Annotated in this window: 11 protein-coding genes and 1 pseudogene; 7 read left to right on the top strand and 5 right to left on the bottom strand. The window is 71.8% G+C overall.

Annotation, left to right across the window (positions count from 1 at the left end):
* A partial coding sequence (locus tag ACFYQA_RS34350; RefSeq protein ID WP_388926460.1) for a transposase occupies window positions 1-455 on the bottom strand: 455 nt, incomplete at its 3' end.
* A 307-nt stretch (window positions 456-762) separates the two neighbouring features.
* Between ACFYQA_RS34350 and ACFYQA_RS34345 the strand changes: the two genes are divergently transcribed.
* Window positions 763-1,347 (top strand): hypothetical protein, encoded by a 585-nt coding sequence (locus ACFYQA_RS34345; protein ID WP_388926457.1) that lies wholly within the window; start codon window positions 763-765, stop codon window positions 1,345-1,347.
* A gap of 281 nt (window positions 1,348-1,628) precedes the next feature.
* Window positions 1,629-1,895: pseudogene (locus ACFYQA_RS34340) on the top strand (lamin tail domain-containing protein); the annotation flags it as partial.
* A 1,311-nt stretch (window positions 1,896-3,206) separates the two neighbouring features.
* Here ACFYQA_RS34340 and ACFYQA_RS34335 read toward each other — a convergent pair.
* From ACFYQA_RS34335 to ACFYQA_RS34320, 4 genes are read right to left on the bottom strand one after another with little or no spacing between them, the layout of a single operon-like run.
* Window positions 3,207-3,989, bottom strand: a complete 783-nt coding sequence (locus ACFYQA_RS34335) for a fumarylacetoacetate hydrolase family protein (protein WP_388926454.1) — start codon at window positions 3,987-3,989, stop codon at window positions 3,207-3,209.
* 13 nt (window positions 3,990-4,002) lie between these two features.
* Window positions 4,003-4,920, bottom strand: coding sequence for a TIGR03619 family F420-dependent LLM class oxidoreductase (locus ACFYQA_RS34330; RefSeq protein ID WP_388926451.1), 918 nt, complete (start codon window positions 4,918-4,920; stop codon window positions 4,003-4,005).
* Window positions 4,921-4,925: 5 nt separating this feature from the next.
* Window positions 4,926-6,602 carry a GH3 auxin-responsive promoter family protein gene (locus tag ACFYQA_RS34325; RefSeq protein WP_388926448.1) on the bottom strand — a complete coding sequence of 559 codons (1,677 nt, stop codon included), beginning with the start codon at window positions 6,600-6,602 and terminating at the stop codon, window positions 4,926-4,928.
* A 38-nt stretch (window positions 6,603-6,640) separates the two neighbouring features.
* Window positions 6,641-7,636 (bottom strand): zinc-binding dehydrogenase, encoded by a 996-nt coding sequence (locus ACFYQA_RS34320; RefSeq protein ID WP_388926445.1) that lies wholly within the window; start codon window positions 7,634-7,636, stop codon window positions 6,641-6,643.
* Window positions 7,637-8,427: 791 nt separating this feature from the next.
* Between ACFYQA_RS34320 and ACFYQA_RS34315 the strand changes: the two genes are divergently transcribed.
* From ACFYQA_RS34315 to ACFYQA_RS34295, 5 genes are read left to right on the top strand one after another with little or no spacing between them, the layout of a single operon-like run.
* Window positions 8,428-10,455 (top strand): CoA transferase, encoded by a 2,028-nt coding sequence (locus ACFYQA_RS34315; protein ID WP_388926442.1) that lies wholly within the window; start codon window positions 8,428-8,430, stop codon window positions 10,453-10,455.
* On the top strand, window positions 10,452-12,071 hold the full coding sequence (locus tag ACFYQA_RS34310) for a thiamine pyrophosphate-binding protein (protein WP_388926439.1): 1,620 nt from the start codon (window positions 10,452-10,454) through the stop codon (window positions 12,069-12,071). Before ACFYQA_RS34315 ends, ACFYQA_RS34310 begins: the two co-directional genes overlap by 4 nt.
* A gap of 11 nt (window positions 12,072-12,082) precedes the next feature.
* Window positions 12,083-12,901 (top strand): alpha/beta hydrolase, encoded by an 819-nt coding sequence (locus ACFYQA_RS34305; RefSeq protein WP_388926436.1) that lies wholly within the window; start codon window positions 12,083-12,085, stop codon window positions 12,899-12,901.
* On the top strand, window positions 12,898-14,070 hold the full coding sequence (locus ACFYQA_RS34300; protein WP_388926433.1) for an enolase C-terminal domain-like protein: 1,173 nt from the start codon (window positions 12,898-12,900) through the stop codon (window positions 14,068-14,070). Before ACFYQA_RS34305 ends, ACFYQA_RS34300 begins: the two co-directional genes overlap by 4 nt.
* Window positions 14,067-14,819 (top strand): SDR family NAD(P)-dependent oxidoreductase, encoded by a 753-nt coding sequence (locus ACFYQA_RS34295; protein WP_388926430.1) that lies wholly within the window; start codon window positions 14,067-14,069, stop codon window positions 14,817-14,819. Before ACFYQA_RS34300 ends, ACFYQA_RS34295 begins: the two co-directional genes overlap by 4 nt.
* The last annotated feature ends 25 nt before the right edge of the window (window positions 14,820-14,844 follow it).

The following is a 14,844-nucleotide window of genomic DNA, read 5'->3' as shown; positions in this document are numbered from 1 at the left end:
TTCAGGCGTTGAAAGGAGACGCCTTCCTCGCGGAGCAGGATGCGCAGGCCCTCGTGGCTGATGTCGTCGACCACCCCCTCGGCGACCAGGAAGTCGGCCAGTTTGGTCAGGCTCCAGGTCGAGAACGGCAGGTCGTGTTCGGTCGGCTTGGACTTGGCGATCTTCTTGATCTCACGCCGCTCGGGCAGCGTGAAGGTCTTCGGCCGGCCACCGGAGTACTTCGGATACAGGGAGGCAAAGCCGTCGGCGTTGAAGTTGTGGATCACATCCCGGACCCGGTCGTCGCTGGTGAACGACACCTCGGCGATCTTCGCCACCGGCATGCCCTGCGCGGACAGCAGCACCATCTGGGCCCGCCGCCACGTCGAGACCGACCCGGTGCCCCTGCGGATGATCCGCAGCAGCCGCCGACCCTCGTCATCATCGATCTCGCGTACACGTACTCGTTCCGCCACCCGGACAGGATGACGATCACGCGCCGCCCGGCACAGTCACCCGAACGGCGCGGCACATCACAACAGGGCAAACGTTGCCTGATCCGGCACTAGCTGCCAGACCGCGCCAGCCGGCTTGACGCTCCCGCAACCCGCACTGGCACGCCCATGCCACCTCGCTGAACGTCGACATCTTCGCCCGCGCCGAACCCTCGCCCCGCCTACCCCGGCCTGCCCCCCGAGGTCCTGCCGCTGACCGAGGGCTGGGGCCCGCGACCTGGCGGACGAGACGGCGGCGGCGCACCTGCGCTCCCTGTGTGAAGTTGCGGTGGCCCACTCCCTGCCCAGGCAGATCGCCGAATTCATCACGGAGCAGGTGCCCGGACCCCAGTGGGCCTGGATCCTGGGCTGTCTGCTGCAGCTGGCCGAGGCTGACGACGGCGCACAGTATTGGTGGCAGTATGCGGCCGGGGCCGGGGCCGGGGCCGGGGTGGGGGCCGCCGCCTACTGCCTCTACCTCCACCATCGCGCCCTCGGCGACCGCCACGCGGCCGCCTTCTGGCACGACCAGAGCACCATCCCAGGCCACAACGACCAGGACGCCGACGAGGACACCGCCGGATCGAGCGTCCCCGTCCTGCTGCGTGTCCTGGAGCACCTCACGCCCGTCGGCCGCCCGCACACGGAGGCGACCCTCGCCGTCATGGACTACGTGGCCGCGGCGGTCGCCGTCGGCTACGCACACCATCCCGAGGTCGAGATCCCGCTTCCGGGCCCGTACTTCGCCGAACATCTGGAGATCATCCTCGCTACCACCTCGCCCGCTCCCCGCGCACGCCGCGAGCGGCAGGCAGCCCCCGTTACCTTTTCCGTGGCCCTGCAACGGGGCTCCTGGCCCCCGGGCCCGGCATGACTGTGTCCCCCTGCCGATCGCATGGCCCGGGGGGTGGTGTCACCGGGTCTGGGGCACCGCTTGACCGCTGATGAGGGGCCTGATGGCCACCCTGGCCCGGCGCAACGCCGACGCCACCGACGGGTGGACCTCTGCGTAACGTGGTTGCCGGTAGTGGTGCCGTAGGGACGGCCGGGACGGATGCTCAACTCCCGGAGAGCGAGCGGATGTTCGACACCAGTGGCATAGGCGTGTTCCTCGGCATGGACGTCGGCAAGGGCGAACACCACGCCCACGGCCAGGCGATCAACCTGGGCGGGTGGACGCTGTCGGACGAGGACGGAGACACCTACACGTTCCTCGGCTACCGCCTGGCCGGCCGCGAGACCGTCCGTATCCACACCGGCGAAGGCCGCGACACCCGCACCGACCTGTTCCAGGACCGCCGCAACTACGTGTGGGACAACGGCTCCGGCACCGCCACTCTGCGCGACGACCGCGACCGCTTCATCGACGACGCCTCCTGGGACAACGACCGGGACCACCGCGGAGAGCGCGGGGACCGTGGTGACCGCTGGGAGCGCGGAGAGCACGGGAACCGTGGCGGCCGTGGCGACCGCTGGGAGCGCGGCGACCGTGGAGAGCGTGGCGACCGTGGGGACCGGGACCACCGCGGAGAGCGCGGGGAGCGCGGGGAGCATGGGGGCCGCCACCAGCGTTGACGCTCAAGCGCGCGTGCCGGTGATGGCCGAACCTGGCGTCAGCGCGCTCACGTAAGGCGGTGGCGTGCCCGGCTTTGAAGGCCCGGGTGCGCCGCCGAAGTGCGCCGGTGAGATGGCAAAAGGGCGGTGTCGAGGCCGGTGAGTGCAGAGCGAGTCGGGATGGGCGTCGACGGCCTACCCGTCGTGGCCCTGGGGCCGGCTGCCACCGCGCAACTGAGTGCGCGCTCGGCCAGCACGCGCGCCGCACGCCGTCGACCACCCGGACCGGACACCGCTCTCACCCCGGCGCAGCGGGCCGCTGCCGTTCACACTCATCAGCAGCCGCGATGCCGGAGCTACTGGGGCCGCCCGAGGGACCCGGCGTCGTGGGTGCGGACGCCGGAGAACCTCAGCCGGCTCGCCGTCTTGACCCGCGAGGCCGAAGCCCGCCGCCGCGCCGTCGCAGACCGGGAGCAGAGCGTCCCGGCCGCCGACCCGGGCAGCCGGCATCAGCACCAGCAGTCCGGCCCCGAGCACGGACAGGGTCCTGGACCGCCCCAGCGGCCGTGACCGGCTGGGGCGGCAACGCGCGCGGGGCAGTCGGTAAGAGGGCGGTGGGACCGTCCTGCGGGACGGGGGACGAAGTCGCCGCGCCAGCCGTCGGGACGCGACCTGCGGGCAGGCCCCGGAGCCGACCGGGAGGGGCGAGAGTGCGGGGGAGTGACCCATCAAGCGCGGAGGCCCGCATGGTTGAACCGACCCCGCCGGAGCTGTCGCCGGAACAACGGGAGTGACTTCAAGCTCACCGCCGCGGTCCGGCTGCGAGCGGTGCTGTACCCGTCTCCAAAGCTGCCGCCGCGCCGTCGCCACGCCGTACGAGGCGCTCTACGAGACGCCAGCACTCCCTGGTCGCTGTAGTCGTGTGGTGAAGTTCGGATGCCGGTCAGGGGCCCTAAGTCTGAGCCGGACGAAACACGGCCCGCAGCCGTCCGGGGGTGAACAGCGGGTCCCCGGCGGCCGCGTCCGAGAGCGGTCCATCGCGTCGGCGCGGTCGCACGGAGTGGCGTCGAGATGTGAGAGGGCCGTCGCGTCTCTCCTTCGGGCACCTCAGGTTCTCGGAGGAGAGACGCGATGGCCGCGCTGTGCTCGGCGGTGGACACGGTCTGAGTCAGGTCGTCATCAGGTCCCGGACCAGGCCAAGTCCGCACTGGCACCAGGGCGGTGGACCTCCACAGGATGGGACAGGGAGCCGATTCCGTCGATCTGCACCGTGAGTTCGTCGCCGGGGCGCAGCACACCTGCGCCCGACGGAGTGCCGGTGAGGATCACGTCGCCGGGCAGCAGCGTCATCAGGGTGGAGCAGCGGGACACCAGCGCGCGGACGTTTCTGTTCATCTCCTTCGTCGAACTGCTCTGGCGCACCTCGCCGTTGACGATCGTGCGCAGCGCGAGGTCCGCGGGGTCGAGGCCGGTGCGCATCCACGGTCCCAGCGGGCAGAAGGTGTCGAAGCTCTTCGCCTTGGTCCAGTGGCCGTTCGCCGTCCCGACGTCCCAGGCGGTGACATCGTTGGCACAGGTGTAGCCGAACACCACCTCGTCCGCGGACTCCTCGGGCACGTCCCGGCAGCGGCGCCCGATGACGACGGCGAGTTCTCCCTCGTAGCGGACCTCCGCGGCTTCCGGGGGCAGACGGACGGGGCTGCCGGGGCCGATGACGGAGGTGGACGGCTTCATGAAGACGACCAGGTCCGGTGTGACGACGTCGTCGTAGTTGCGGCCCGCCACCAGTATCTTGCTGGGCTCGGTCGGCGCGAGCAGGCGGACCTCTGCCAACGGCAGGCTCTCCCCGGTGGGCCGGATTCCGTCGAAGGGAGTGCCCGACAGCAGGTGGACCCGCTGAGTGCCGGTGTCCACGCGGGCGTACACCCGCTCGTCCCTCACCGCGACATGCGCGATCAGCATGGAGTTCTTCCTCTCACCAGGTGCCTGGAGCCAGTTCACTGAGTAAGCGGTCGACGCGGTTGGTGACCTCGACGGCCGGTGCGTCGGGGGAACCGAACTCGGGGTCGAAGTTCGGGTCCACGAAGATTTCGGTGAGGCCGGTGTCCGCGAGGGCGGCGAGATCGGACCGGACCTGGTCCGCGGTGCCGGTGAACAATGACCGGTCCGCGCCCGCTCGGAAGCGGACCCGTACCGGAGCACGGCAGACGAACCGCAGGGCATCGGCATCCCGTCCGGCCTCCTCGGCGCTGTCGCGCACGACGGCGATGGCCGCGCGGATGGCATCGGGGGAAGCCTTGCTGCTCGCGATCCAGCCGTCGCACAGGCGGCCGGCACGGCGTAGCGCCGCTGTCGAACTGCCGCCCAGCAGAAGCGGCGGGTGCGGCTTCTGGACGGGTTCGGGAGCGAACACGGCGGGTGGGACACGGTAGAAGGGACCGTCGTGCTCCACCGGTGCCCGCCCCGACCACAAGGCGTGCAGACAGGCGAGGAAGTCATCGGCGCGCCGCCCCAGACCCGTCGGGGACACGCCGGCCGCCGTGTACTCCTCGCTCATGGAGCCGTTGCCGAGACCCACGTCGAGCCGGCCACCGGACAGCACGTCGAGGGTGGTGAGCTGCTTGGCGAGCACGGCCGGTGCGTGCAGCGGCATGACCAGAACGGCGACCCCGAGGCGGATCCTCGTGGTCCGCGCGGCCAGGAACGACAGCGTGACCAGGGGGTCGTGGACACTGCGGTTCGCCTCGCCCCGGGAACCGTCGGGGACGCCCAGGACGCGCTGGTAGGTCCACAGCGAGTCGTACCCCGACCGCTCGGCGGCGAGTGCGACGTGTGCGGCGTTCTCCGGCGTGGACCAGGCACCGGAGACCGGCGCGGCGAAACCGATCCGCATCCGTGTCACCCCCCCGCCGGACAGGGCCTGATCAGGCCGAGCTCGCGCAACGTGTCGTGGAAAGCCGCGTCCTTCTGCAACCAGTGATGTTTGATCTGGGCACCGGCGGCGCCGTGGCGGAACCTCCGCTCGGCGATCCTCCTGAACGCTCCCGGCACCAGGGGCAGGACCCGCAGAGGGCGCAGTCGCCCGCTGCGCCGCTTGTCCGCGTACTCCACATTCACCTCCTGGAGCACATCGTCGATCCGCCCCGCGATGTCCTGCGGGTCGAGGGAGTCGTAGGCGCTGGCCCACTCGACGGCGACCGTGTAGTGCGGCGGCGTGCCCCAGACCGGGATGCCGGTGAAGTGGGGGTGGTCGACGGATCCGCTGCCCAGAACACGGATCACCGCGGTCTGGATGTCGGACTCCGTGAGCTTTTCTCCGGTGAACGAGCTCTGGAAGCCGGCGCGTCCGAGGAACTCCAGCCGCGGCGTCGAGCCGACCGTGCCCACGGCGCGGTAGACGTCGCCCACGTCGTAGCGGTAGAGGCCGTTGGCCTGGCTCATGACCAGCCGGTAGTCGGCACCAGTGTCGAGTTCCTCGTAGCCGAGGGTCGGGCTGTCCGCGGGCAGCGGGCTGCCGTCGTCGAGTTCGTTCCACGGCACGAACTCGAAGTGTCCCTGGTCGACGGCGAGCGGACCGGCGGAGGGATGGTCGTCGACCGGCAGTGTCACGATCCCCTCGGTTCCGGTGGTGCTGAACGGCAACGTTGCCACGCCGGGCGCCAGGCGCGACAGCCAGGGGCGGTAGAGCGCTGCGGAGGCGGAGTTCCAGCACACCAGCAGGTTCAGGCGGGGCCACAGGTCGGTGAGGAGGGGGCGGCCGTCCGCACGGTCGAACGCGGTGGCCAGTCTGCGGGCGAGGGCGGGGTCCGCCGTCGTGGAGCGGCCGTCGTGCAGTTCCCGCAGCAGGCGCTCGGCGTTCTCCCGCAGCGCCTCGGCGAGCAGAACGATCTTTGACGGGTTCACGGAGACGATCAGCCGCAGGCCGCGGTCGGCCAGCCGCAGCAGCTTGCGGTAGAGCAGTGTGGCCATGCCGGCCGAGTGGGTGTCCCGGGGGAACCAGCTCTCCGAGCGCCACGGCGGATCCCAGTCCTCGGGGTCGTCCGGGACCGGGCGCTCGGTGATCCCGTACACGGGGAACCCGCGCATATGGTCGCGCGGGGGAGCGGGCTCCCAGGACAGGTCGAGTACCTCGTCGCCGGCGAGGCGCTCGGCGCCGAGCTGCTCGAAGTACAGCCCCCACTGCGCGTACAGCGCGGGTCCGCGGTAGGCGCGGCGCCAGTGGCCGGTCGTGGGCACCAGCTTGGCCCGTCCGGTCGAGCCGGAGGTGCGAAGAAAGGCGTAGGGATCGTCGGTGGTGAGGACGTTGCGCTCGCCGGCGAGCTGCCGTTCAACGTAGGGGGCCAGTGCGTCGTAGCGGCGGATGGGCACGGCGCGCCGCCACTCCTCGCGGGTGCGGACCGCGCGGAGGTCGTGCTCGCGCCCGAAGGCGGTGTCGCGGGAGACCGCGAGGAGGTCGCCGAGCACCCGCTCGGCCGTCTCCTCGGGTTGTGCGCAGATCTTGCGCTGCATCGCCAGCGCGCTCTGGGTCCTGCGCAGGAAGTCCCGGTCTTGTGCGGTCTTGCCCGTCGTTGCCAAAGCTGTCTTCCTTCAGGTTCGAGCCGGCCAGAGTGCGTTCACGCGACGCGGACGACGACTTTCCCGAACGCCCGGCGCTCCTCCAGTTCGGCCACCGCCTCGGCGACGCGGGACAGGCTGAAGTGGGCGTGCACCGCGGGTTCCAGGGCGTCGGTGGTCACCAGGTCGAGGACGGTGTGCAGGTCCTGACGGCGCCAGGCGTTGGAGCCGAGGATGTCCAGCTGGCGCGACCACACGTAGCGCAGGTCGGTGAGCGCCTCGTACCCGGTGGTCGCGCCGCAGGTGACGATGCGGCCCTCGCGGCGGGCGCAGCGCAGAGAGAGGGGCCAGGTGTCCTTGCCCTGGTAGTCGACGACCACGTCGACACCGCCGTCGGTGAGATCCAGGACCCGGCTCAGGATGTCGTCGGTGTCCGCGTCGATGGTCTCCGCCACGCCGAGCGCGCGAAGCCGGGCGAGTTTGGCAGGTGATCTGGAGCAGGCGATGACACGGGCGCCGGCGCGCACGGCGAGCTGGGCGCAGGCCACGCCGACACCACCGGTGGCACCGAACAGCAGGACGTTCTCGCCGCGCCGCAGCCGCGCCCGGGTGAAGAGCATGCGCTGGGCCGTGCCGTAGGCGATGGGCAGGGCGGCATACCGTGCCAGGTCCGCGCCGTTCGCGGCAGGCAGGCGGATCGCGTTGTCCGCGGGGGCCACCACGTACTCGGCGAGCCCTCCCCAGTGGTGTTCGCCGAGGATGCCCCGTCCGATCATGGGGTCGAGCAGGACGCGCTCGCCCAAGAGACGTTCACCGGTCTCGTCGGTGGCCTCCTCCACGATGCCGACGACATCGCCGCCGGAGACGTGAGGCAGGCGCAGCCGGACACCGGGGAGTCCGTTGCGTACGTGGATGTCGAGGTGGTTCAGCGCGCACGCCTCGACGCGCGCGCCGATCCATCCGGGGGGAGGGGCCGGCCGCTCGACCTGATCCAGGGTCAGCTGATCGGGCCCGCCCCAGGCCCGTATCACGGCGGCCCGCATCAGCTTCGTCATCCGGCGGGCATCTCGTGAGCGGCCCTGCCGGGGCGGGGGGTCGCGGGCGGCGCGCATGCCGGTCGATGGGCGACAGGCCGTGCTGTGCGGGCCGTGGCGCCGCGTTCCGTGCCCCGACACGGCGCGTTTCGGGGGGATTTCCTCGTGTGGATGAGGCATTCAGAGGCCGGGTGCGCGGTGGAGCACGGTCGTCGCGACGCCTTGGTGAATAACGAAAGGTCGGGGCGCTTCTTCATTATGACGCCCGCCGATAAAGGGTGATTGCAAATCATCCCCTCGGGCCTCCTGTCGATTGCCTAGGTTTTGTGAGCGCAATAGCGGGACCTCGTAGAAGTAACTTTTCGTCAGCGTTCCAGCCTCAATTAAGACCTGTCAAGCAAGGTGCGTGTGATCACCCTCACGGAACTTTCGGTGGCGGCGACTGAACCGTTCGCTGCTGTTCTGCGTAAGAACCGGGCTCTGCCCTGGCCGGTCGGGGATCAAACTTTCGCGGGCGTCGGTTTTGAAATTGGCCGATGTCGACTTCCGATCCGCTCATTTAGGTGGTGGGGCCACTGGTTCGAGGACAAACCGGAACGATGATTTTTCGCCGTCTTCGACGTGAAGGGTCGACGCCGGTACGGACATGCGGGTTCTAATTGCTGGGAGGAACAGCCGACGGAATGCTTCCTGACTTACGACCGGTACCGACCGAAGTCCCTTATCGCGGCCTTATGCCGGCCGTATCCACAACCGACCTGCCGTGACGGCCGCCGTCCGCGGCCGGCGTGCGCTGCGCGAGGAGAACACGAATGACGGCAGCAGGGCCGCTTCAGGGCACCGAGGTGCTCTTGGCCGGTCGGCGCACGTCGGCCGCGCTGCTGGGCAGGCTGCTCGCGGACCTCGGAGCCCGGGTCGTGCGTGTTGGGCGGCCCCCCGACGGCGGCGGACCGTTCACCCAGTGGCTGTGCTCCGCCGGCGAGCCGGCAGCCGCCTGGGAGCAGGTGCCGCGGCTGCTGGAGAGAGCCGATGTCCTGGTCTGCGACAGCGAGGGTGACATCCGCCTCACCGGCCTGGGGCTGTGTCCCGACGGGCTGCTGCGGCGTCACCCGGATCTTGTCACCGTGCGGCTGAGCGCCTTCGGTCTCACAGGTCCGCTCAGAAACGCCCCGGCCACCGAGGCCACCCTGCAGGCGCTCGCCGGGCTGACCGCGGCGACCGGCGCGGAGGGGGACCCGCCCGTGACCTCCACGGTGGACCTGGCCTCGCGCACGGCCTGCCTGTCCGGCCTGATCGGCGTCGTGGCCGGGCTTGTGGGCCGCGAGCGCGGGGGAGGGGGCGACTGCCTGGACATCGCCGAGTTGGACAGTCTGCTCACCCTCACCGGCACCCTGTTACCGAGCGTGGCCCTCGCCGGCCGTCCACCGCGGCGGACGGGCAACCGGCACGGCATGGCGGCTCCCTGGAACAGCTATCCGTGCCTGGACTCCCCGGTCGTCATCTGCACCATGGGTGACCCGATGTGGTGGCGGCTGGCCGACGCGACGGGCCACGGTGACCTCGGCGATGACCCACGCTTCGCCGACACCGGCGCCCGGGTCCGAAACACCGACGAACTCGACAAGTTGATCGGCGAGTGGACCGGCGTGCGACGGGCGGCAGACGTGGTGGGCCTTTTACGGGCCTCCGGAATCCCCTGCGCGCAGATCGCGACACCCGACGAGGTGCGCCACGGGGCCGCCGCCCGCCGACGCGGCCTGGCCACCGGACCGTCCGCCGCGCCGGGCAGCCCGCTGTCCTCGCTGGTCCCGGAGGTCACCGCCGACCCGATGCCACGGCAGGGCCGGTTGTGGGAACGGGTCCCGCGCGGCGAGCCACCGCTGCGCGGCGTCCGGCTGCTGGAGATCGGCTCCTACACGGCCGGACCGCTCGCGGGCAGACTGCTGGCCCAGCTCGGCGCCGATGTCCTGAAGGTGGAGCCTCCGCACGGCGAGGGGTCCCGGCGGCTCGCCCAGCCGGTGGGCGGGATCGGCTACCTCTACTACGTCAACAACGCGGGCAAGCGCTCCTGCCGGCTCGACCTCGCCGACGCCGAGGACCGGGAGAGGTTCGACCGGCTGCTCGCCGGATCCGACATCGTCCTCACCAACCTCGCCGCCGACACCCTCGCCGCCCAAGGCATCACTCCCGCGCAGGTCCTCTCGCGGTACGGCACCGTGCACTGCGCGGTCACCGGTCACGGCCTGGCCGCCGCCGACCGCAGCGTCGACACCGTGATCCAGGCCGAATCGGGCATCATGCACCTCGTCGGCGGGCAGGGAAGCGGACTCCGCACGCCGGTGTCCAGCGCCGACGTGCTCGGCGCCTTCCTCGCCGCCGCCGCCACCGTCGTCTCCACCTGGGTGCGGCTGCGCACCGGACGCGGATGCGCCGCCGACGTCGCCCTGTTCGACAGCGCCGTGTGGACCACGCAGGAACGCTGGTACGACGACGGCCCCGCACCGGCCCCGCGGCTCGTCGACGCCCCGGACGGCACCGTCCTGGCCGACACGGACCGAACGCTACCGGGGGCCGACACATCCGTCGCCGCCCTGCTCGACGCGGCGCACACGTTCGGCGTGCCCGCCGCCCCCCTGCACGACCTGACACGTGCGGTGCGCCACCCGCAGGTGCGGGCCCGGCACATGGTCCTCACCCACAGGTGCGCGGACACCGACGTGCTCGTGACCGGTGACCATCTGCGTTCGCTGGTCCGGGACAATCCACCGCTCGCGTGTGCGCCCGCCCACCAGAACGACCCCGCCTGGCTCTTGCCCGTACCGACCGAAGGACAGCGATGAAGGTCTTCCACGTGCTCGCCGACGCCTTGGCCGCACACGGTGTCGACACCGTCTTCGGGCTGATGGGCAACGCCAACCTGCTCTACTTGCCCGCGTTCGCCGAAGGGGGCGGACGCTTCGTCCCGGTCGTCCACGAGGCGGGCGCCGTCGCCATGGCCGACGGCTACGCCCGGATGTCCGGCGGCGTCGGCGTGGCCAGCGTGACCCACGGACCGGCGTTCACCAACACCCTGACGGCGTTGGTCGAGGGCGTCCGCAGCCGCAGCCGGATCCTCCTGATCACGGGGGACCCGCCGCCGGTGCCCACCCACTTCCATCAGTTCGACATCGCCACGGTCGCCACCGCCGCCGGGGCCGGATACGAACGCGTCTACGGACCCTCCTCCGTCGTGGCCGACCTGAACCGGGCCATGCAGCGCATCGTGGCCGAGCGGCGGCCCGTCGTGCTCAACCTGCCGATCGCCCTCACCCAGGCCGAAGCCGGCGAACAGACACCCGTCGCCCTGCCTGTGGCACCCGCCTCCCTGGCGGCCCCCGAAGCCGGGGCCCTGGACGTCGCCCTCGGCCTCCTCGGCTCGGCGAGGCGGCCCCTGGTCCTCGCCGGCCACGGCGCGGCACTCGCCGAGGCGCGCGACGCCCTGATCCAACTGGCCGACCGTACCGGCGCGGCACTCGCCACCACGGTGCTCGGCAAAGAACTGTTCGCCGGACACCCGCGCGACATCGGCATCTTCGGATCGCTCGCCCACGACGCCGCGGGCGCAGTCATCGCCGAGGCGGACTGCGTCGCCGCGTTCGGCGCCGGCCTCAACATGTGGACCGCGCTCAACGGCGATCTGTTCCGCGGCAAGAAGGTCGTACACGTGGACGCCGACCCCACCCAGATCGGCTCCTACACCCCCGCCGACGCGCCCGTCGCGGGGGACGCCCGCCGGACGGCCGAAGCCATGAACACGCTGCTGGAACAGGCGGGCGTCACGGCGGCCAACCCCACCTGGTCGCAGCGCGTCGCCGGACGCCTGGCGGGGTACGTGCCCGAGGACGACGTCGAGGACCGCAGCGGACCGGACACCGTCGACATCCGCACGGCCATGATCCGCCTGGACCGAGTGCTGCCCGCCGAGCGCCTCGTCGTCAGCGACATCGGCCGGTTCGACGTGGGTGTCTGGCCCTACCTGAAGGTGGCCGACCCGCTGCACTTCACCGTCATGGGCGGCTTCGGCTCGATCGGGCTCGGCCTGGCCGGGGCGATCGGCGCTGCCATGGCCGGTACCGGTCGGCCGGTGATCGCCGCCATAGGCGACGGAGGCTTCATGATGCACCTGTCGGAGTTCACGACGGCCGTGCGGCAACGGCTGCCGCTCGTCGTGGTCGTCCTGAACGACGGGGCCTACGGAGCCGAGCACTACAAGCTGCGCCACCACGGCTACGACCCGGCGTACTCCGCGTTCGCCTGGCCCGACCTCGCCGGGCTGGCCACCGCGATGGACGCTCGCGCCCTGACCGTCCGCAAGGCCGAGGAACTGGACGCCGTGGGCGACCTGTTGCCGGACCTGGACGGCCCGCTGCTCGTCGATGTCCGGCTGGACCCCGACGTCAACCTCGTCAGGTACTGAGGAGACCGGTCATGCACACCACCCACACGCTGACCGCCTCCGACGGCGTCGCACTGACCCTGCACGGCTGGACCGTGCCCGGCGCGGCCACCGCCCTCTTCTACTTCCACGGCATCCAGAGCCACGCCGGATGGCTGTGGGAGACGGGGCCCGAACTCAACGCCCGCGGCATCGATGTCTACGCCCTGGACCGCAGGGGGTCGGGTCGCAGCGCGGGACTGCGCGGCCACCTGCCGTCGGCCGACCTCGTCCTCAGCGACTACACGCGCGCGCTGGAGGCCGTGGCGGAGCGGGTCGGCGGAACCGGACCGGTCGCCCTGGGCCAGAGTCTGGGCGGCAGCCTGCTGGCCGCGCTGTGGTGCACCGGTGAGCTGCCGGTCGGTCGACTGGTCCTGTGCGCGCCCGCGCTGGGCCAGCAGAGGGCCCGTCACACACCCGCCGCGCTGGCCGAGCGACGCGCCCGCGCCGGGACGACACCGCAGCCCGTGGGGCTGGCCGACGGCGACTACACCGGCCTGGCGCGCTACCGGGAGTTCATGGCCTCGGACCCGCTGATGCTGCGGGAGGTGACCTCGGCGACGCAGGCGACGCTGGTGCGCCTGGAGGACCTCTACGCCACCGGGACCCCGCGCACCCCGCTCCGGGTCGACCTGGCCGTCCCGGAGCACGACCCGATCATCGACCTGCGGGCCGCACGGGCCACCCTGCGCCGGCTGACGTCCGACGTGCACGAGGAGGTCTTCGCCGCGAACCGGCACTACCTGGAGTTCACCGACGCCCGTACCGCGTACTGGGACTGGCTGGCCCTGCGGCTCAAGGAGGACGCATGATCCGCCGCGTACGGCTGTACACCGCCGCCGTGCCCATGGCCGCGGCCTTCGACCACGCCACCCGCTCCCGCCGCGCCGCGGAGTCACTCCTGGTCGAGGTGGAGCTGGACGGTGTCCGCGGATGGGGCGAAGGAGCGCCCCGCGGCTACGTGACGGGCGAGACCCTGGACAGCGCGGCCCGCGCCATAGAGAACTGCGACCCGGCGGCACTGGCCGAGCGGATCGACTGGCAAACCTTCGACCTTGCCGTCGCCTCGGTCGCCGCGCTGCCGCCGGGCGGACTGGCCGACGGTCCGTCGGCCGCGGCGGCGATGGAGATCGCGCTGCTCGACGCAGTGTGCCGGCACTTCGGCCGGCCGTTGGCCGACGTGCTGCGGGTGCTGGACCCGCCCGACCGCGTCCTGAGGAACGGGCCCACACACGTCAGCCTGGTGATCCACCTGACCCAGGACGTCGCGTCCGTCCTGGACGCCCTTCCGCCGGACACGGTGGCGGCACTGCGGCACGTGAAGGTCAAGGTCGCGGACCCGTCCGACGCCGTGCTGCGGCTGGCCCGGGCCCGTGAGCGGCTTCCGCGGGAGACGGCTGTCTCCCTGGACGCGAACGGCGCGTGGTCGATCACGGACACCGAGCGGATCGCGGGCGAACTCGCCGGTGCCGCCTGGGTGGAGGAGCCCCTCCCGCCGCGCTCCTGGACCGAACTGGCCCGGCTGCGGCAGGCCACCGGACTGCCTGTCATGCTCGACGAGTCCTGTACCGGGCCCGGCGACCTGCGGACCGCCGCCACCACCGGCGCCGCCAGCCACGTCAACGTCCGGCTGTCCAAGTGCGGCGGTTTCCTGGCCGCGGCCCGCCTGGCGCTGCGCGCCGACGCGCTCGGCCTCGGCTGCCAGCTCGGCGTGCACGTCGCCGAGGTGGGACCGCTGTGGGCGGCCGGGCGGGCGCTGGCCACCGCGTGGGGACTGTGGCGGACGGTGGAGGCGGGGCGGGCGGACGAATGGTTCCCCACACCGCTGACCCGGCCCGCGTTCGCCGCCGACCGGTCGCTGTACCGCGTGGAACCCCTGGCCGGACCGGGCACCGGCGTAGAACCGAGCGTCGAACTCCTGCGGCACACCCGCCGCCTGGCCACCTGGGAACCCCGCGGCGCATGGCGGGAGGCGGCATGAAGGCCCGACGTGATGTCGCCCTGGTGACCGGGGCGGGCGCGGGCATCTGCGCCGAGGTCGCCCGCCGGCTGGCCGCCCGCGGCGTGGGAGTCGTCCTGCTCGACAGGGACGCCGAGGCGGTGGCGCGGGTCGCCGGTGAACTCGGCGACCGCTGCCTCCGGGAGCCGCTGGTCGTCGACGTCACCGACACGGCCGCCGTCGAGGCCGCGGTGACCTCGCTCGCCCCGCGGCACCGACCGGGCATCCTGGTCAACGGTGTCGGCGGTGACACCCGGGCCCGCCCGGTGACCGAGCTGACGGAGGCGGACCTCACGTCCGCCGTCGCGCACAACCTGACCAGCGTGTTCACCATGACGCGGCTGTGCGCACCGGCGATGGTCGCGGCGGGCCGGGGCCGCATCGTCAACCTGGCGTCCGTTGCCGGACGCACCTACAGCCTCTTCAGCAACGCCGCCTACGTCGCCGCCAAGGCCGGTGTCATCGGGTTCACCAAGCAGTGCGCCTACGAGTTGGCTCCGCACGGCATCACGGTCAACGCGGTGGCCCACGGCGTCATCGGCACCGAGCGCATCCGCAGCGCCTGGGCGGACAACCCCCCGGAGTGGACCGCCGACAGGGTCGGCCGTATCCCCGCCGGCCGGTTCGGGACCGTGACCGAAGCCGCCGGCATGGTCTGCCAGTTGTGCGGCGAGGACGCGGGATACACCACCGGCACGGTCGTCGACGTCAACGGCGGACTGCACATCTAACAGGCACGAGCGGAAAGTTGGGCAC

Origin of the sequence: Streptomyces sp. NPDC005774 (assembly GCF_042871645.1) — a bacterium.
GTDB classification, from domain to species: Bacteria; Actinomycetota; Actinomycetes; order Streptomycetales; family Streptomycetaceae; genus Streptomyces; species Streptomyces pratens.
The sequence above is the reverse complement of the archived record's forward strand: the minus strand, read 5'-3'. Positions and strand labels throughout refer to the sequence as shown.